We start from the raw sequence: 17,297 nt of genomic DNA, 5'->3' as shown, positions 1-17,297 counted from the left end.
TACGCGCCAATCCACCTTCTCCCACAAGGGGGAGAAGGAAAAGCGAACCTATTCCGGCACATACCTTACCGCACCCTTGGCAGCACTGGTCGCCATTGATGCATAGGCGCGCAAAGCCATCGTCACCTTGCGCTCGCGCTTTTCCTCTGGTTTCCAGGCGGCAGCTCCCTTGGCCTCCATCGCTGCGCGGCGGGCGGCCAGTTCGGCATCGTCGACGGCAAGCCGGATGGTGCGGTTCGGGATATCGATCTCGATCGTGTCGCCCTCATGCACCAGCCCGATCAGCCCGCCTTCCGCCGCCTCGGGAGAGGCATGGCCGATCGACAGGCCCGAGGTGCCGCCGGAAAAGCGGCCGTCGGTGACCAGCGCGCAAGCTTTGCCGAGGCCCTTCGATTTCAAATAGCTGGTCGGGTATAGCATTTCCTGCATGCCGGGGCCGCCGCGTGGCCCTTCGTAGCGGATGACGACGACATCGCCGGCCTTGACCTCGTTGGACAGGATCGCCTTGACGCTGGCGTCCTGGCTTTCGAACACCCTGGCCGGGCCGGTGAATTTCAGGATCGATTCATCGACGCCCGCGGTCTTCACGATGCAGCCGTCCAGCGCAAGGTTGCCCTTCAGCACGGCCAGGCCACCGTCCTTTGAAAAAGGATATTGGGCCGAGCGGATGACACCCTTCTCCCGGTCGAGATCGAGTTCGTCCCAGCGGCGATCCTGGCTGAAGGCGACCTGCGTCGGCACGCCGCCCGGGGCCGCCAGAAAGAAGTCGCGGACATTCTGGCTTGACGTGCGCGAGATATCCCAATGGTCGAGCGCTTCGCCGAGCGTTCGCGTATGTACGGTCGGCAGGTCGCGGTTGATCAGTCCGGCGTTATCGAGCTGACCGAGGATCGCCATGATGCCGCCGGCGCGGTGGACGTCTTCCATGTGCACATCCGCCTTGGCGGGGGCAACCTTGCATAACACCGGCACCTTGCGTGACAGTGCGTCAATGTCGTCCTGATCAAAATCGATCTCGCCTTCATGCGCGGCAGCCAGGATGTGCAGCACGGTGTTGGTCGAGCCGCCCATGGCGATGTCGAGGGTCATGGCGTTCTCGAAGGCGCCTTTCGAGGCGATGCTGCGCGGCAGCGCGGTGTCGTCGTCCTGCTCGTAGTAGCGCTGGGCGAGATCGACGATCAGATGGCCGGCCTCGACGAACAGCCGCTTGCGGTCGGCATGCGTGGCCAGCGTCGAGCCGTTGCCGGGCAGCGAAAGCCCGAGCGCCTCGGTCAGGCAGTTCATCGAATTGGCGGTGAACATACCTGAGCAGGAGCCGCAGGTCGGGCAGGCCGAGCGCTCGATGGTCTTGACGTCCTCATCGGAGACCTTGTCGTCAGCAGCCGCGACCATGGCGTCGACCAGATCGAGCGCCTGCGTCTTGCCGGCGAGCACCACCTTGCCGGCTTCCATCGGCCCGCCGGAGACGAAGACGGTCGGGATGTTGAGGCGCAGCGACGCCATCAGCATGCCCGGCGTGATCTTGTCGCAATTGGAGATGCAGACCATCGCGTCGGCGCAGTGGGCATTGACCATGTATTCGACCGAGTCGGCGATGAGCTCGCGCGACGGTAGCGAATACAGCATGCCGTCATGGCCCATGGCGATGCCGTCGTCGACCGCAATGGTGTTGAATTCCTTGGCGACAGCGCCGGCCTTTTCGATCTCGCGGGCAACCAGCTGCCCAAGGTCCTTGAGATGGACGTGGCCCGGCACGAACTGAGTGAAGGAGTTGACCACCGCGATGATCGGTTTGCCGAAATCGGAATCCTTCATGCCGGTGGCGCGCCACAGGCCGCGGGCGCCGGCCATGTTGCGGCCATGTGTGGTGGTGCGGGAGCGATAGGCGGGCATAGACTGTCCTTGCTGTCTGCGCCGCGCCCGGACAGGCGCGGAAAACCGGAATTGAGCGGCGTTATATACGCCGCGGTCTGCTCTGGCCACGGTTTTGCGATGCGCCGGGATCTTGAGCCAAAGACGGTAAGCCGGCCCAGGCAGTAAAAAAGTCAGAGGTGCTGTCGGATTATGTTTTGCCCGAGCGTCCTTGGGCAGACGGCGCGGACGGGCATCAATCGCCAGCCGGCCGTTTTACGAGTGACAACAAAAACCAGCCCGAGGAGCAAGCAAATGCAAAAGATCACCCCCTGCCTGTGGTTCGACGACCAGGCCGAGGAGGCCATGAACCATTACATCTCCATCTTCAAGAACTCGAAGGTGCTGAGCGTGATGCGCTGGCCCAAGGGCAGCGGCGATCGTGAGGGCAAAGTGCTGGTAACCTATTTCGAGCTCGACGGCGTTCAGTTCCAGGCGCTCAACGGCGGGCCGCAATTCAAGTTCACCGAGGCAGTCTCGCTGTCCATCGACTGCAAGACGCAGGAGGAGGTCGACTATTTCTGGGACAGGCTCATCGAGGGCGGTGGCGAGCCCAGCCAGTGCAGCTGGCTGAAGGACAAATTCGGCGTCTCCTGGCAGGTCGTTCCCGAGCAGTTGCCGAAGCTGCTGCAGGACCCCGACACGGAAAAGGCCGGCCGTGTCATGCAGGCGATGATGCAGATGACCAAGATCGACATCGCCAAGATCGAAGAGGCGGCCAGGGGGTGATCGAGCCGTCCGATCTTCCCTTCTCCCTTTGTTGTGGGAGAAGGTGGCCGAGCGAAGCTCGGTCGGATGAGGGTGTTCCAGCTTGGCGCCGCCGGCACTCTGTGCAACACCCCTCATCCGGCTCGGCTCTCCGTGTCAATCCACCTTCCCCACAAGGGGGGAAGGGAAGGCGCTGAGTCTAGTTCAAGCCGCCTTGTCGCGGACCTGGTAATCCTTGACCGCGGCGAAGCGAATCGCCTTCCAGCGCTCGGCCTCGTAGTTGAGCGAAAAGGCGTGCTGGGCCAGGAACACCGGGTCGTTGTCGAGATCGCGGGCAATGTCGCCGCGATGCGCCTCGATAAAGCGATGCACCTCGGCCTTGTCGTCAGCCGATATCCAGCGGCACACGGAAAAGCGCGACATCTCGAAATCGACGGGCAGCGTGTATTCGAAGTTCAGCCGCTCCTTCAGCACGTCGAGCTGCAGCGCACCGACGACACCGACGATGGCCGGTGAACCATCCTCCGGCGAGAACAGTTGCACGACGCCTTCCTCGGCCATCTGGTGCAGCGCTTCCTTCAGCTTCTTGGCCTTCATCGCGTCGCCGAGGCGAACGCGGCGCAGGATTTCCGGCGCGAAGTTCGGCACGCCGCGAAACAGGATCTCCTCGCCCTCGGTCAGCGTGTCGCCGATGCGCAGCGTGCCGTGATTGGGGATGCCGACGACGTCGCCGGCGAAAGCCTCGTCGGCGGTGACGCGGGTGCGAGCGAAGAAGAATTGCGGCGCAGACAGGCTCATCGGTTTTCCCGTGCGCACCAGCTTGGCCTTCATGCCGCGCTCGAGCTTGCCCGAGCAGACGCGGACGAAGGCGATGCGGTCGCGGTGGTTGGGATCCATGTTGGCCTGAATCTTGAAGACGAACGAGGTCATCTTGTCCTCGGTCGCCTCGACCTTGCGGGTATCTGCCTCCTGGGCGCGCGGCGGCGGCCCGTAGGCGCCAAGCGCCTCGATCAGGTCGCGCACACCGTAATTGCGCAGCGCCGAACCGAAATAGACCGGCGTCAAATGACCCTCGCGGAAGGAATCGATGTCGAGCCGACGGCAGGCTTCGCGCGCCAGCTCCAGCTCCTCGATAAAGCCTTCGCGCTCGTTTTCCGGCAACAGGCCGGCGACGCGGTTGGAATCGGGACCGTTGACCGGCGTGCGGTCCTTCTCGGCGTCGCCCTTGCGTACCGCGTTCAGCGCCAGATGATAGGTACCGGAAAAGGTTTTGCCGCGGCCGATCGGCCAGGTGATCGGCGCGGTGTCCAGCGCCAGCTTCTGCTCGATCTCGTCGAGGATCTCGAACGGGTCGCGGCTTTCGCGGTCCATCTTGTTGACGAAGGTGATGATCGGGATGTCGCGCAGCCGGCAGACTTCGAACAGTTTCAGCGTGCGCGGCTCGATACCCTTGGCGGCGTCGATGACCATGACCGCCGCATCGACTGCCGACAGCGTGCGATAGGTATCGTCGGCGAAATCCTCGTGGCCGGGCGTGTCGAGCAGGTTGAAGACGTTGTCCTCATACTCGAAGGTCATCACCGAGGTGACGACCGAAATGCCGCGCTCGCGCTCGATCTTCATCCAGTCCGACCGGGTCTGGATGCGATCCTTCTTGGCCTTGACCTCGCCGGCAAGCTGGATGGCGCCGCCGAACAAAAGCAGCTTTTCGGTCAGCGTCGTTTTGCCGGCGTCCGGATGCGCGATGATCGCGAAAGTGCGGCGGCGCGCCACCGCGTTCGTGATGTCTTCAGCCAATTTATGGAATCCCATGTGGTGCGCGGGCTTCTAGCAGCGCTTTTGCAGCCTGTCGAACAATTTTGGGCGGATGGCCGGTCTTGAGATAGGGTCGCCGCAACGACATCAGAAGACCCGATTCGACAAAGGACCATCCATGAGCGCAGCCAAGCAAGTCATCGTCGTCGGCGCCGGCATCATCGGCGCGTCTGTCGCCTGGCATCTGGTGAAGGCCGGCGCGAACGTAACGGTGGTTGCCGACAGCGGCGCCGGCGGCGCCACGCCGAATTCCTTTTCCTGGATCAATGCCAGTTGGGGCAATCCAGAGCCGTATTTCCGGCTGCGTACCCGTTCGATGGCCGAATGGACGCGGCTTGCGCATGACGTGTCCGGCATTCCGTTGGAATGGTGCGGCGGCCTGTGCTGGGACCTGCCGCCGGCCGAGTTGGAAGCCTATGCAGTCGAGCATTCTGCCTGGGGCTACGGCATCGAACGCGTCGACCGCATGGGAGCCGCACGGATAGAGCCCAATTTGACCAAGCTTCCCGATTTCGCCCTTCACGTGGCAGAGGAGGGCGTCGCCGAGCCGGTCGCGGCCACGCAGGCGCTGCTGGTGGATGCCGAGCAGCGCGGCCTGCGGGTGATGGGCGGAACGGCTGTGACCGCGTTGGTGCAGACCAATGGCAGGATTACCGGCGTGGATATGTCAGGCGGACGGATCGTTGCCGACGAGGTGGTGATCGCAGCGGGCGCCGGCTCTCCGGCAATTGCGGCGACGGCTGGGTTAAAACTGCCGATCGAGACGCCGCCCGGCCTGATCGTCCATTCACGCCCCTACGAAAAGCTGCTCAACGGCTTGGTGATCGGCGATCGGCTGCACATGCGCCAGACTGCCGAGGGCCGCATCATCGCCGGCTCGGATTTCGGCGGCGCCGATCCGGGAATGGATGCCGCAGCCACCGGTCGCGAGCTGTTTGCGGCGATGAAGAGCATGCTGCGCGACGCCGACCGGCTGGAACTGGATTTCCACTCCGTCGGCTATCGGCCGACGCCGATCGATGGCTTTCCGATCATCGGACGGGCTGAAGGCCTGAGCGGCCTTTATGTCGCGGTCATGCATTCCGGCATCACACTGGCCCCAGCCGTCGGCCTGTTCGCCGCCCGGGAAATCCTCGACGACGCGCGCGACCCGCTGCTTGAGCCGTATGGGCTGACGCGGTTTGCTCAATAGCCGCGCGGACGGCGAAAACCGCCGCTCAGCAGCGCTATTGCCGTGGCGACGCCGAGCAGCCGCGCTTCCGACCAGCGGCGGCCGACCAGCTGCAGGCCGATGGGCAGGCCGTCGCGGTCCTGCCCACAGGGCATCGACAGTGCCGGCTGGCCGCTGTAGTTGAACACCGCGCCGTAGGCCGGCAGCATCCAGTAGCTCTGCTCCCTGTCATCGACCTTGATCGGTGTTCCCGGCTCGCAATGCGGGAAGGCCGTGGTCATGGCGACGGGGCAAAGCAAGACATCGCAACCTTCGAAAAAACGGTCCCAGGCAAGAATTGACTGGTCGCGGCGGGCGAGCGCCTCGAACCAGCGCGGGACCGGTGTCAGTTCTTCTGGCGGCTCCGGCTGCGCAGCCTCCAGCATCATGCCGATCAGCGCGCCGCCTTGCGTCAGATCGTCATGCAGGTCGAGCGTCGGCAGTCTTGCTTCCTCGACAGTCGCGCCTGCAGACTGAAGCTCCCTTGCCAGATTCTCGACCGCGGCCCTGATCTCGCCGGCCACCGGAAACCCCGGAAAGGCCGGCGCGAAAGCGATGCGCAGGGTCTTGAGATCAAGCTTCGGCATGTCCTCGACAGGCACCGGCGCAAGATCTGTGTCGCTGCCATCCGGCCCTGCTATGATCCGCAGGATCAGCGCCAGATCTTCGACGTTGCGGGCCAGCGGACCGATACAGGACATCAGCCGCACGCTGCGCGGCGCACCGGTGGGATCGGGAAAGACGCCGGCCAGGGAGACGCGGTGCTCGGTCGGCTTGAGGCCGTAGACGCCGCAAAAGGCTGCAGGCAGGCGGATCGAATCCTGCATGTCGGTGCCGATCTCGAATGGTGTCATGCCGGTGCTGAGCGCTGCCGCGGCGCCGCCGCTGGAGCCGCCGGCGGTGCGCGATAGATCCCAGGGATTACTGGTGCGGCCAAACAGCGGATTGTTCGACTGCCAGTCGCCCAGCATCGTTGCGACATTTGTCTTGCCGCACCAGCACGCCGCCGGCCGCCTTCAACCTGAGAACGACCGGGCTGTCTTTTCTCGCCACATAGTCGGCAAAGGCCGGGAAGCCGACCGTGGTCTTTATGCCTGACGTTTCGTGCGTGTCCTTCAGCGTGAACGGCACACCGTGGAGCGGCCCGACAGCGTCGCCGCGCGCCTGGGCTTCGTCGGCTTTCTTCGCTCGAGCGCGAGCCCCTTCCCTGTCGAGCGTGACGACGGCGTTGACCGCCTCATTTTGCCTGTCGATCTCAGCCAAATGCGCGTCCAGCGCTTCCACGGCGGAAATCTTGCGGTCGCGGATCGCGGCGGCGAGTTCGATGGTCGAGGAAAAGACGAGGTCCATGACGAATGCTCCGGCTTGCTAGCGGCGCCAGCCTCACCAAATGGCGGGCTACGGCGCGTCTTCAAGCCGAGTTCAGCACTCGAGTAAAGGCGGTGCTTGATCGGAATTGCGCTGCGAGGCCTGCTGAGGGGACTGTCCCGCGATGTTGCCGGGATAGCGAGGGATCTACACGGCCAGCGCCAGTCTTACCGGTTCCGGCGCAAACGGGCGAATGGTCATGCCGTCTCTGGTGATGGTGACGAAGCTAGAGGGCGGGATCGGCTGCCAGTCGCCGCCATCACGGTCGAAAGGCTCCGACATAAGGCATCGCCCGCCGCCATTGCCGAAGACGGAGGTGTAGAGCGTCGGCGCGTGGGCATCGGACGCATAGCGCACCGCATGGAGCGATTCGCCGCCCGACAGGGCGGCGGTAAGTCTCAGCGCCGGTTCGAAGCCGGCCCGGCGCGAGGCGTCCATAACGCGGCTGGTGGCGCGGAGAACAGCGCCCTCCGCATCACCCGACAGCCCTTCGTCGATCATCAGGAGAAAGAAGAGTTCGGAATCGGTGGTGCCTTCGCGCTGGGCGAAGACCGCGTCAGACAGCGAATTTTCCAGCGCGCGGCGGATTGTTTCGAAGCCACCGATCCGGCCGTTGTGCATGAACGACCAGCGGCCGGCAGTGAAGGGATGACAGTTCATGCGGCTGGTGGCGCCGCCGGTCGAGGCGCGCACATGGGCAAGGAACAGGCTGGACCGGATCTGGCGACACAGGCTCTTCAGATTGGGATCGGACCAGGCCGGCAGGATGTCGCGATAGAGACCCGGTTCGGGCCGGTCGCCGTACCAGGCGAGGCCAAGCCATCGCCATTGGTCGGCGACCTGGCTTCCTGGGCGCAATGACTCTGGGCGATGAGCGAATGGCAGGGCGCCGTGACGATGTCTTCGAGGAAAACCGCTTCGCCAAGATAGGCCGCCCAGCGGCACATCGCTTAATCTTCCCTCAGGCGCGATCCATGAAAGCCGCAGGCTCCTTGATCGCGTGTGTGCCTCTGTTGTGCGTGCGCTCATAGAGCTCGCGAACGATTCGGCTGGCCGTGGTCTCAAACAGAAACGGCAAGAAAGCGTGAATGAGCGCGGCGAACGCTGCCATGAACAGGCGCGAGCAGAACCACGCCGCGAAGGCCATATGGCTGAAATAGGTCTCGCCCACCTTGGCCGGGTGCGAGGTAAAGAGCCTTGCAAGCCGTATCGTCATGGTGTCCTCCTACCGGGAAAAGCCCCGATGCTGAGTATTCTGGCACGAGCTTTTGGTTCATCGGTCCCAAAATATCCTTGTATTTTGCCAATCATTGGGACAAACATCCCACATGCCGCTGGAAATCGATGAGATCGACCGAAGATTGCTGGCCGAGCTGCAACGCGACGGTACACTGTCGGTCGACCAACTGTCGGAAAGGGTGTCGCTGTCGCGCAACGCCTGCTGGCGCCGGGTCAAGCGGCTGGAAGAAGACGGCGTGATTACCGGCCGGGTGGCGCTGGTCGATGCGGACAAGCTCGGCCTCGGCCTTTCGGTGTTCGTCCTGATCCGGACCTCCAATCACGATCCGAACTGGCTGCAAAAATTCCGGGCGGCAGTCACCGGTTTTCCCGAGATCACCGGCGTCTACCGGATGTCCGGCGACCTCGATTATGTGCTGCGTGCCCGCGTCGCCGACGTGAAGGCGTATGACCGGCTCTATCAGCGACTGATCGCCAAGGTGGCGCTGTCGGATGTTTCGGCCTCCTTCGTCATGGAGGAGATCAAGGAAACGACGGTCGTTCCCGTAGAACTGCGCTGAAGTGGAACTGCGCTGAAAGAAAGCCGTTGATAGCATTGCCGCCGAGTTGACCGAATCGGCGTTGGTAGCGATAGGATCAGCCTCATGCGCGCAGCCCTCTATACTTCCTCCGTCATCGGTCCGGCCGTCGGCTTCGTCAGGCTGCCGCATGGCGAGGGCCTGCCGCTTCCCGCCTATGAAAGCCCGGGCGCCGCCGGCATGGATCTGCGCGCCGCGGTGCCGGACGACCGGCCGCTGCTGATCCTGCCGGGAAAACGCGCGCTGGTGCCGACCGGACTGATCCTGGAGATCCCGGAGGGCGTGGAAGGTCAGGTCCGGCCGCGCTCGGGCCTCGCCTTCAAGCATGGCCTCACCTGTCTCAACACGCCGGGCACCATTGACAGCGACTATCGCGGCGAGGTCAAGGTGCTGCTGATCAATCTCGGCGACGAAGATTTCGCAGTGACGCGCGGCATGCGGATCGCCCAGATTGTCTTTGCGTCCGTGATGCAGGCGACGGTCGAGGAGCGCACATTGGCCGGCGGCACGGCGCGCGGCTCGGGCGGCTTCGGATCGACCGGCACGGCCTGATGAGCATAGTGAATGAGAATACCCAAACTCGTCATCTTCGATTGCGACGGGGTTCTGGTCGACACCGAGAACCTGGCCAATCGACGCCTCGCCGAATGGCTCAGCACTGCCGGCTACCCGGCCAGCTTCGAATATTGCCGTAAGAATTTCTCCGGTCGCTCCATGGTATCGGTGCAAAAGGAGGTCGAGGCGACCGGCGTGAGCCTCGGCGCCGATTTCGTCGAGAGTTGGAACGCCGGCCTGCCGGACCTGTTCGCGCATGGCGTCGAAGCCGTCCCCTATGTCAAGGAGTTCGTCGAAGCCGTGCACGCTGCCGGCATCGCAACTTGCGTCGCTTCATCGGCACGGGTTTCGAAAATGCACATCACGCTCGGCCAGACCGGGCTGCTGCAGCTGTTCGAGCATGCGCTGTTCAGCTCGACCATGGTTTCGCGCGGCAAGCCGTTTCCCGACCTGTTCCTGCATGCTGCAGGCACGATGGGCTTCGCGCCCGCCGATTGCATCGTCATCGAGGACAGCGTCGCCGGGACGCTAGCCGGCATTGCCGCCGGCATGCGCGTATTTTCCTACTACGGCGACCCGCATTCCGACCGCGACGGCCTGACCGAGGCCGGCGGCATCCTGTTCGACGACATGCGCGAACTTGCCGGGCTGGTGCCGATCCACTGATCTGATCTTCAGGCTTCCCATCCGGCTGGATGCCTCGGTCGTCCGTGCTAGTTTGCGAACGTTCGACAGTGGGAGGCGCCAGCATATGAATTCCATCCTGCTTCGCTTCATTCTCGCCTGGTTGCTGCTGCCGTGCCTGTGGACTGCGGCCGGCGCCCAAGGCGTCAGTTTCCCGGACCTTGGCAGCGCCGTTCCCGGCCACAAAGACACGATCTATCTCGACCTCGCCAGGATGGTCATTCCCGATCTGGCGGCGGACAAGGACGGCTTCTATCGGGGCTCCATGCCGATCGAGATGCGCCATATCGAGGGTCCGGATAGCGGTGGCTCGCCGCCCGTAACGTCGGGCTTTTCCGATGCTGGCGTGCTCCAGATCAAGGCAGACGGCAAGGATCGGCTGGCCATGCTGTTCGACCTCGGGAGCTCCTCCGACAGCGCCGAGGGTTTTGCGGTGCTGGCGCTCTACGATCTTGCCAGCAGGCCGAGACTGCTCGACGCTGTCAATGTCGCCGTCGACCGGAGCACCTACTTCCGCGATCCCGGCAAGCTGCCGATCGGGCCCAGCGATGACGCCATCATCACCCTGAGCACGCATTTCAATTCGAGCCAGGGCTATGTAAGCACGCCGCTGATCCTGGTCCGCGACGACAGGTTCGAACTGATCGACATGATCTACACGTTCGACGAGTCACTGTGCGCCTACAAGCGCACGCAGGAGTTGGCGTTTCAGACCATTGCGGACGGCCAGCCCTATGCGGCCATCAAGGCGACGGTGACCGATGCCACCGTGCCGAATGGCGAAAGCTGCGGCGAACCGGCGCCCGAGCCTTCCTCGCGCGACATCTCGGTCACCTACCATTGGGACGGGACCGCATACGTCAAGGAGTCCGACGCACTGGACAAATTGGCAGGAGAGAACGCCAATCGCTTCTGAGCCAATCGCATTCGTTTGCCCGGCGGGCAGTGGCGGGATAAAATGCGCTTCGCACTCTGGGGAGCATCCATGGACAAGGGCAAAATCTTTCGCGACCTGCACAGCTCGATCTTCGTCATGCCCAACCCTTGGGACGTCGGCACGACGAAACTGCTGGCTTCATTCGGTTTCAAGGCGCTGGCGACGACCAGCGCCGGCTTTGCCTTTTCGCGCGGCCTGCCCGACGGCGCGGTGACCTTCGAGGCTATGATCCACCACTGCCGCGAGGTGGCGGCGGCAACCGGCCTGCCGGTCTCGGCCGATCTCGAAAAGGGCAAGGGCGACAGCGCGACAAGTGCATCCGAAACCATCTTCGCGGCCGAGGCCGCGGGCCTCGCCGGCTGCTCGATCGAGGACCACACCGGCGAGCCCGACAAGCCGATCTATGATTTTTCGCATGCCGTCGAGCGCGTCGCCGCCGCAGCGGAGGCGGCACGGGCGCTGAAGCACGATTTCGTCTTCACCGCGCGGGCTGAGAATTTTCTATGGGGCAAGCCCGACATCGACGACACGATCAAGCGGCTGCAGGCCTTCGAGAAGGCCGGCGCCGACGTGCTCTACGCGCCGGGCATCAGTGACATCGAAACGGTGCGAACCGTCTGCTCGGCGCTGACCAAGCCGGTCAACGTCATGGTGAGGCCCGGCTTCACCATCGCCGATCTTTCCCTGGCAGGCGTCAAGCGCATTTCGCTCGGGCCCTGGCTGACCAATTTCGCCTTCGGCATGCTGGAGACGGCGGCGCGCGAGATCCAGCAGGACGGCACCTTCGGCTTCACCCGCACCGCCATGCCTTTCGGCAAGCTGCAGGCGTTGTTTGCCGAACCCAACGCATGACGCTCACCGTCGTCGACATGCACACCGGCGGCGAGCCGCTGCGGATCGTCACCGGCGGCTATCCCAAGATTCCTGCAGGCACGATCCTGGAAAAGCGCGCCTATGTGCGCGACCACCTCGATCATCTCAGGAAGATCCTGATGTTCGAGCCGCGCGGCCACTACGACATGTATGGCGCGCTGCTGGTGGAGCCCGACCTGCCCGGCGCCGACCTCGCCGTGCTTTTCATGCACAATGAGGGCTATTCGACGATGTGCGGCCACGCCATCGTCGCGCTCGGCCGCTACGCCGTCGATGAGAGGCTGGTGGCGCGGCAGGAGCCGGTGACGACAGTCAATATCGAAGCGCCGTGCGGGCTGGTCGTCGCCTCGGTCGAGGTGCAGGGCGGCAAGGCCGGCGCGGTGTCGTTCGAAAGCGTGCCGGCCTTTCTGTTCGCCCGCGACCAGGAGATCGAATTGCCGGGCTTCGGTTCGATCGGCTTCGACATCGCCTATGGCGGCGCCTTCTATGCGCTCGCCGATTGCCGCCAGTTCGGGCTGGAATTCGGCAGGAACCGCGTGCGCAATTTCGTCGATGCGGCGACAATGCTGACCGGGAAACTGAAGGCCGAGTTTCCGCTGTCGCATCGCGACCATGCCGACCTTGCCTTTCTCTACGGCACCATCCTGACCGACGGACAGGACGCATTTTCCGATACCCCGACCAAAAACATCTGCGTCTTCGCCGAGGCCGAGGTCGACCGTTCGCCGACCGGCTCGGGCGTCACTGCGCGGCTGGCGGCAATGCATGCCAAGGGCGAAATCGCCGGCCAGACGCGGCTGTTCGAGAGTGTTGCAGGCTCGCGCTTTTCCGGCAGCGTGGCGAGGACCGCGAAAGCCGGGCTGCATGACGCCATTATCGCCCGAGTCGGCGGCCGCGCCTACTACTGCGGCCGGGCCGAATTCATCGTCGAACCCGACGACGAGTTGGGACGCGGTTTTCTTTTACGCTAGCGCCGGGGGTGTGCTGAGATTCGGGTCAGCCCGTGCTGAGAACGGTGGGTTCCGAGAACCGGAACGGAGCGTAACGTTTGGGTGCTTACCGGAAGCACAGGAACCGCCATTCGCAAGCCGGCATCACCCGAATATCAGCACCCCCTAAGCCGCTTCCCGCGCACTGATCGCCTTGTGCAAATGCACCATCATGGCGGCGGCGAAGAGCGGCGTCAGAAGGTTGAGCAGCGGCACGGCGAGGAAGGCAGCGATGACCAGCCCGGCGAGGAACACCGTGACGGCATGTTTTTTGCGCAATGCCCGTGCCTCGGCCTCCGGGCGAAAACGCATGGCGGCGAACTCGAAGAACTCACGCCCCAGCAGATAGCCGTTGACGATGAAGAAGGCAGCGATGTTGATGCCCGGCACCAGCAGAAGCAGCAAGGCCACGATGTTGCCGACGATGACGACGCCGAAGAATCTTATCGCCAGCACCATCGAGCGCAGTGCCGGCATGGCGCGGCCGGGCGGGTCATTGGGATAGTCGGTGCGCTCGACCACTTCGGCGACGTCGTCGAGGAACAGGCCGGCGATGATCGCCGTCACCGGCGCGATCAGCAGCGCCAGACCCAACGCAAGACCGATACCGGCGACGATGAAGCCCAGCCATCCGGCCCAGGACGGCAGGCTGGGCAGCCATGCGTCGATCCATGGCCAGGCCAGCCATTCGAACAGGCCCTCGATGGCGAACCACAGCGCGGCGAGCGCCAACAAGGTCAGGCCCAGCGTTTTTGCGAACACCGAGCGGAATTCGGGCGAGAACAATCGGCTGGCGGCGGCGCGGGCGGCGCTAGAGATCACGGCGTTTCCAATTCCATGGCTGGTATCTCCGAGGCAGGCGGAGACAGGCAAGACACAGGCGGACAGCGCGTTGCAGCGCATCTGCCGTTCGACGAGATTAATAGATCCCGACCCTAGGCAAAGCCGCATCAAATCGCTAGACCCGCCCGCGGCCGGCGTGCCAGAAAGCCGGTGGTTTTCGCGGAGACATCATTGATGCCGAACTATGACGTGCTTTGTATCGGTAATGCCATCGTCGACATCATCGCCCAGTGCGACGAGGCATTTCTGGAAACGAACGGCATCATCAAGGGCGCGATGAACCTGATCGACACGAGGCGCGCCGAGCTCCTTTACAGCCGCATGGGCCCGGCCATCGAAGCCTCCGGCGGCAGCGCCGGCAACACAGCGGCAGGTGTCGCCAGCTTCGGCGGTCGCGCCGCTTTCTTCGGCAAGGTCTCGAACGACACGCTCGGCGAAATCTACGCCCACGACATGCATGCGCAGGGCGTCGCCTTCGACACCAGGCCGCTCAACGGCGAACCGCCGACGGCGCGCTCGATGATCTTCGTCACGCCGGACGGCGAGCGCTCGATGAACACCTATCTCGGCGCCTGCGTCGAGCTCGGGCCGGAGGATGTCGAGGCCGACAAGGCCTCGGGCGCCGCCGTCACCTATTTCGAGGGCTATCTGTGGGACCCGCCGCGCGCCAAGGAAGCGTTCCGGCAGACGGCGAAGCTCGCCCATGCCGCCGGGCGCGAAGTGTCGATGACGCTGTCGGATTCGTTCTGCGTCGACCGCTATCGCGACGAGTTTCTGGAGCTGATGCGCTCAGGCACCGTCGACATCGTCTTCGCCAACAGCCACGAGATCAAGTCGCTTTACCAGACCGCCTCCTTCGACGAGGCGCTGGCGCAGATCCGCAAGGACTGCAAGATCGCCGCCGTCACCCGCTCGGAAAAGGGCTCGGTAATCGTGCGCGGCGACGAGACCGTCACCATCGATGCGACCAAAATCCGCGAATTGGTCGACACCACCGGCGCCGGCGACCTCTATGCGGCCGGCTTCCTCTACGGCTACACGCAAGGGCGCAGCCTGAAGGATTGCGGCGACCTCGGCTCGCTCGCGGCCGGACTGGTCATCCAACAGATCGGACCAAGGCCGCGGCAGAATTTGCGCCACGAGGCTGAGCAGGCAGGGCTGCTGTAGGGCTCGACGTCGTCTCTTCCTTCTCTCCGTTATGGGAGAAGGCAGAGACGTCCGCTCCTCACGCCCCCGCCGTATACGCCGCGATCGCCGCCATGTTGACGATGTCGCTGTCCTTGGCGTTGAGCGAGACGATCTGGACCGGCTTGTCCAATCCGACCAGCAGCGGGCCGATGACCGTCGAGCCGCCGAGTTCCTGCAGCATCTTGGTCGAGATCGAGGCCGAGTGGAAGGCCGGCATGATCAGCACATTGGCAGGGCCGGTCAGCCGGATGAACGGGTATTGCGCCATGGCGCGCGCATTGAGCGCCACGTCGGCGGCCATCTCGCCGTCATACTCGAAATCGACGCGCCGCTTGTCGAGGATGCGCACCGCTTCCTGGACGCGCTCTGAGCGCTCACCCTGCGGATGTCCGAAGGTGGAATAGGCGAGCATGGCGAGCCTTGGTTCATAACCCATGCGGCGGGCAAAGCCGGCGGCTTCCTCGGCGATGTCGGCGATCTGTTCGGCATTGGGCATGTCGTGCACGGCGGTATCGGCGACGATCACGGTTCGGCCCCGCGCCAGCACGATCGAAACGCCAATGACGCGGTGGCCGGGCTTGGCGTCGATGACACGGCGGATGTCGTCGAGCGCCGTGGAGTAGTTGCGGGTGACGCCGGTGACGATGCCGTCGGCATCACCCAGCGCCACCATGCAGGCGGCGAAATGGTTGCGGTCGTTGTTGATCAGGCGCTGGCAGTCGCGAAACAAGAAGCCCTTGCGCTGCATGCGCTCGTAGAGATAGTCGGTGTAGACGCCATTGCGGCGCGACAGCCTGGCGTTGATGATCTCGATGCCTTGCTTGTTCAGCTCGATGCCGGCGTTCCTGGCGTTCTCCTTGATGATGTCGTCGCGGCCGAGCAGGATGGCGGTGCCGAGCCGCTGGTTCACGTAGGAGACGGCGGCGCGCATCACCTGCTCCTCCTCGCCCTCGGCGAAAACGATGCGCTTGGGCTGGCGGCGCACGCGGTCGTAGATGCGCTGCAGGGTCGAGGCGATCGGATCGCGGCGGGCGGAGAGCTCCTGCGCGTAACGGTCGAGGTCGAGGATCGGCTTGCGCGCGACGCCGGACTCCATCGCTGCCTTGGCAACCGCGATCGGAATGGCCGAGATCAGGCGCGGATCGAACGGCACCGGGATGATGTAGTTGGGGCCGAATTTCGGCCGCATGCCCTGGTAGGCGGCGGCGACGTCGTCGGGCACATCCTTGCGCGCCAGTTCGGCCAGCGCCCGCGCCGCGGCGATCTTCATGTCGTCGTTGATGGTGGTCGCCCGCACGTCCAGCGCGCCGCGGAAGATGTAGGGGAAGCCGAGCACGTTGTTGACCTGGTTCGGATAGTCCGAACGCCCGGTGGCCATGATGGCATCGGTGCGGATTTCGGCGACTTCCTCCGGCGTGATCTCCGGATCGGGATTGGCCATGGCGAAAATGATCGGCTTCTCGGCCATCGACTGCACCATCTTGGTGGTCAGTGCGCCCTTGGCGGACAGGCCGAGAAACACGTCGGCGCCGTCCAGCGCCTCGGCTAGCGAGCGCGCGTCGGTCTTGACGGCGTGCGCCGACTTCCACTGGTTCATGCCTTCTGTGCGGCCCTGGAAGACGACGCCTTTGGTGTCGCACAGAATGATGTTTTCAGGCGCAAAGCCCATTGCCTTCATCAGCTCGATGCAGGCGATGCCAGCCGCACCCGCGCCGTTGCAGACCATTTTCGTGGTCTTCATGTCGCGGCCGGTGATTTCCAGCGCGTTGATCAGGCCGGCGGCCGAGATGATGGCGGTGCCGTGCTGGTCGTCGTGGAAGACCGGTATGTCCATCAGTTCGCGCAGCCGCTGCTCGATGATGAAGCATTCCGGCGCCTTGATGTCTTCCAGGTTGATGCCGCCGAAGGAGGGCCCGAGGAAGCGCACGCAGTTGATGAACTCGTCGGCATCCTCGGTGTCGACCTCGAGATCGATGGAATCGACATCGGCGAAGCGCTTGAACAGCACCGCCTTGCCTTCCATCACCGGCTTGGCGGCCAGCGCGCCGAGATTGCCGAGGCCGAGGATGGCGGTCCCGTTGGAAATGACCGCGACCATATTGCCGCGCGCCGTGTAGTCGAATGCGCGGCTGGGATCCTCGGCGATGGCGAGGACCGGAACCGCGACACCCGGCGAATAGGCGAGGCTCAAGTCGCGCTGGGTGGCCATCGGCTTGGTGGCGACGATCTCCAGCTTGCCGGGACGGCCCATGGCGTGGAATTCCAGCGCCTCCTGCGCACTGACGGAGGGCCCGGGGTTTTCGGTTTTCCTGGCCATGATGCTTTCGATTTCCTCACCCGTGCAGCACCTCGTCGAGACGGGCGCAATGCTTTCTTTTGTGGAACGTTCGGGATTAAGG

The 17,297-nt window shown here is 64.0% G+C and carries 16 protein-coding genes and 1 pseudogene; 9 read left to right on the top strand and 8 right to left on the bottom strand.

What is annotated here, in order from left to right:
* Positions 1–48: 48 nt before the first annotated feature.
* The gene (ilvD, locus tag ACWTU7_RS10570) at positions 49–1,893 is read right to left on the bottom strand and encodes a dihydroxy-acid dehydratase (RefSeq protein ID WP_455839909.1); all 1,845 of its coding nucleotides are present in this window, start codon (positions 1,891–1,893) and stop codon (positions 49–51) included.
* Between the two features lie 273 nt (positions 1,894–2,166).
* Here ilvD and ACWTU7_RS10565 point away from each other — a divergent pair, with 273 nt between their 5' ends.
* Positions 2,167–2,640, top strand: a complete 474-nt coding sequence (locus tag ACWTU7_RS10565) for a VOC family protein (RefSeq protein ID WP_455839908.1) — start codon at positions 2,167–2,169, stop codon at positions 2,638–2,640.
* A gap of 183 nt (positions 2,641–2,823) precedes the next feature.
* On the opposite strand, the gene ACWTU7_RS10560 is transcribed toward ACWTU7_RS10565, so the two are convergent.
* The gene (locus tag ACWTU7_RS10560; RefSeq protein WP_455839907.1) at positions 2,824–4,431 is read right to left on the bottom strand and encodes a peptide chain release factor 3; all 1,608 of its coding nucleotides are present in this window, start codon (positions 4,429–4,431) and stop codon (positions 2,824–2,826) included.
* Between the two features lie 121 nt (positions 4,432–4,552).
* Between ACWTU7_RS10560 and ACWTU7_RS10555 the strand changes: the two genes are divergently transcribed.
* Positions 4,553–5,626 carry an NAD(P)/FAD-dependent oxidoreductase gene (locus tag ACWTU7_RS10555; RefSeq protein WP_455839906.1) on the top strand — a complete coding sequence of 358 codons (1,074 nt, stop codon included), beginning with the start codon at positions 4,553–4,555 and terminating at the stop codon, positions 5,624–5,626.
* Here the strand turns inward: ACWTU7_RS10555 and ACWTU7_RS10550 are convergent.
* The 4 genes and pseudogenes from ACWTU7_RS10550 to ACWTU7_RS10535 all read right to left on the bottom strand — a co-directional run bounded on the left by ACWTU7_RS10550 (position 5,620) and on the right by ACWTU7_RS10535 (position 8,228).
* A complete protein-coding gene (locus tag ACWTU7_RS10550; protein ID WP_455839905.1) occupies positions 5,620–6,615 on the bottom strand; it encodes an amidase in 996 nt (331 codons plus the stop codon). The two genes, ACWTU7_RS10555 and ACWTU7_RS10550, sit on opposite strands and share 7 nt — an antisense overlap.
* Complete coding sequence (locus ACWTU7_RS10545) at positions 6,566–6,994, bottom strand: amidase family protein (protein ID WP_455839904.1); 429 nt, start codon at positions 6,992–6,994, stop codon at positions 6,566–6,568. The genes ACWTU7_RS10550 and ACWTU7_RS10545 overlap by 50 nt, the downstream gene beginning before the upstream one ends.
* Before the next feature lie 165 nt (positions 6,995–7,159).
* Positions 7,160–7,959 (bottom strand): annotated as a pseudogene (locus ACWTU7_RS10540) (class II glutamine amidotransferase).
* 14 nt (positions 7,960–7,973) lie between these two features.
* Positions 7,974–8,228 (bottom strand): DUF6356 family protein, encoded by a 255-nt coding sequence (locus tag ACWTU7_RS10535; protein WP_065005999.1) that lies wholly within the window; start codon positions 8,226–8,228, stop codon positions 7,974–7,976.
* A 112-nt stretch (positions 8,229–8,340) separates the two neighbouring features.
* Between ACWTU7_RS10535 and ACWTU7_RS10530 the strand changes: the two genes are divergently transcribed.
* The 6 genes from ACWTU7_RS10530 to ACWTU7_RS10505 all read left to right on the top strand — a co-directional run bounded on the left by ACWTU7_RS10530 (position 8,341) and on the right by ACWTU7_RS10505 (position 12,849).
* On the top strand, positions 8,341–8,811 hold the full coding sequence (locus tag ACWTU7_RS10530; RefSeq protein WP_065006000.1) for an Lrp/AsnC family transcriptional regulator: 471 nt from the start codon (positions 8,341–8,343) through the stop codon (positions 8,809–8,811).
* Positions 8,812–8,895: 84 nt separating this feature from the next.
* Positions 8,896–9,381 carry a dUTP diphosphatase gene (dut, locus tag ACWTU7_RS10525; protein WP_065006001.1) on the top strand — a complete coding sequence of 162 codons (486 nt, stop codon included), beginning with the start codon at positions 8,896–8,898 and terminating at the stop codon, positions 9,379–9,381.
* Positions 9,382–9,393: 12 nt separating this feature from the next.
* Complete coding sequence (locus ACWTU7_RS10520) at positions 9,394–10,050, top strand: HAD family hydrolase (RefSeq protein WP_455839903.1); 657 nt, start codon at positions 9,394–9,396, stop codon at positions 10,048–10,050.
* A gap of 85 nt (positions 10,051–10,135) precedes the next feature.
* Entirely contained in the window at positions 10,136–10,984 is an 849-nt protein-coding gene (locus ACWTU7_RS10515) for a hypothetical protein (protein ID WP_455839902.1), read from the top strand.
* A gap of 69 nt (positions 10,985–11,053) precedes the next feature.
* Positions 11,054–11,857, top strand: coding sequence for an isocitrate lyase/PEP mutase family protein (locus ACWTU7_RS10510; protein ID WP_029347760.1), 804 nt, complete (start codon positions 11,054–11,056; stop codon positions 11,855–11,857).
* On the top strand, positions 11,854–12,849 hold the full coding sequence (locus tag ACWTU7_RS10505) for a proline racemase family protein (protein WP_455839901.1): 996 nt from the start codon (positions 11,854–11,856) through the stop codon (positions 12,847–12,849). The genes ACWTU7_RS10510 and ACWTU7_RS10505 overlap by 4 nt, the downstream gene beginning before the upstream one ends.
* 144 nt (positions 12,850–12,993) lie before the next feature.
* On the opposite strand, the gene ACWTU7_RS10500 is transcribed toward ACWTU7_RS10505, so the two are convergent.
* The gene (locus ACWTU7_RS10500) at positions 12,994–13,689 is read right to left on the bottom strand and encodes a sulfate transporter family protein (protein ID WP_029347756.1); all 696 of its coding nucleotides are present in this window, start codon (positions 13,687–13,689) and stop codon (positions 12,994–12,996) included.
* 195 nt (positions 13,690–13,884) lie between these two features.
* Between ACWTU7_RS10500 and ACWTU7_RS10495 the strand changes: the two genes are divergently transcribed.
* Positions 13,885–14,877 carry an adenosine kinase gene (locus ACWTU7_RS10495; protein WP_065006006.1) on the top strand — a complete coding sequence of 331 codons (993 nt, stop codon included), beginning with the start codon at positions 13,885–13,887 and terminating at the stop codon, positions 14,875–14,877.
* A gap of 58 nt (positions 14,878–14,935) precedes the next feature.
* On the opposite strand, the gene ACWTU7_RS10490 is transcribed toward ACWTU7_RS10495, so the two are convergent.
* Entirely contained in the window at positions 14,936–17,215 is a 2,280-nt protein-coding gene (locus ACWTU7_RS10490) for an NADP-dependent malic enzyme (protein WP_455839900.1), read from the bottom strand.
* Positions 17,216–17,297: the final 82 nt, after the last annotated feature.

This window comes from Mesorhizobium sp. BHscii (assembly GCF_053848065.1).
Note: the sequence above shows the minus strand (reverse complement) of the source record. Positions and strands in the feature narration are given on the sequence as shown.

Excerpts from the sequence above, each read along its gene's own strand:
- ACWTU7_RS10520 (WP_455839903.1), top strand. The coding sequence starts at position 9,394 with ATGAGAATACCCAAACTCGTCATCTTCGATTGCGACGGGGTTCTGGTC.
- ACWTU7_RS10495 (WP_065006006.1), top strand. The coding sequence starts at position 13,885 with ATGCCGAACTATGACGTGCTTTGTATCGGTAATGCCATCGTCGACATC.
- ACWTU7_RS10490 (WP_455839900.1), bottom strand. The coding sequence starts at position 17,215 with ATGGCCAGGAAAACCGAAAACCCCGGGCCCTCCGTCAGTGCGCAGGAG.
- ACWTU7_RS10565 (WP_455839908.1), top strand. The coding sequence starts at position 2,167 with ATGCAAAAGATCACCCCCTGCCTGTGGTTCGACGACCAGGCCGAGGAG.
- ACWTU7_RS10515 (WP_455839902.1), top strand. The coding sequence starts at position 10,136 with ATGAATTCCATCCTGCTTCGCTTCATTCTCGCCTGGTTGCTGCTGCCG.
- ACWTU7_RS10555 (WP_455839906.1), top strand. The coding sequence starts at position 4,553 with ATGAGCGCAGCCAAGCAAGTCATCGTCGTCGGCGCCGGCATCATCGGC.
- ACWTU7_RS10505 (WP_455839901.1), top strand. The coding sequence starts at position 11,854 with ATGACGCTCACCGTCGTCGACATGCACACCGGCGGCGAGCCGCTGCGG.
- ACWTU7_RS10530 (WP_065006000.1), top strand. The coding sequence starts at position 8,341 with ATGCCGCTGGAAATCGATGAGATCGACCGAAGATTGCTGGCCGAGCTG.
- ACWTU7_RS10560 (WP_455839907.1), bottom strand. The coding sequence starts at position 4,431 with ATGGGATTCCATAAATTGGCTGAAGACATCACGAACGCGGTGGCGCGC.
- ilvD (WP_455839909.1), bottom strand. The coding sequence starts at position 1,893 with ATGCCCGCCTATCGCTCCCGCACCACCACACATGGCCGCAACATGGCC.
- dut (WP_065006001.1), top strand. The coding sequence starts at position 8,896 with ATGCGCGCAGCCCTCTATACTTCCTCCGTCATCGGTCCGGCCGTCGGC.
- ACWTU7_RS10545 (WP_455839904.1), bottom strand. The coding sequence starts at position 6,994 with ATGGACCTCGTCTTTTCCTCGACCATCGAACTCGCCGCCGCGATCCGC.
- ACWTU7_RS10550 (WP_455839905.1), bottom strand. The coding sequence starts at position 6,615 with ATGCTGGGCGACTGGCAGTCGAACAATCCGCTGTTTGGCCGCACCAGT.
- ACWTU7_RS10510 (WP_029347760.1), top strand. The coding sequence starts at position 11,054 with ATGGACAAGGGCAAAATCTTTCGCGACCTGCACAGCTCGATCTTCGTC.
- ACWTU7_RS10535 (WP_065005999.1), bottom strand. The coding sequence starts at position 8,228 with ATGACGATACGGCTTGCAAGGCTCTTTACCTCGCACCCGGCCAAGGTG.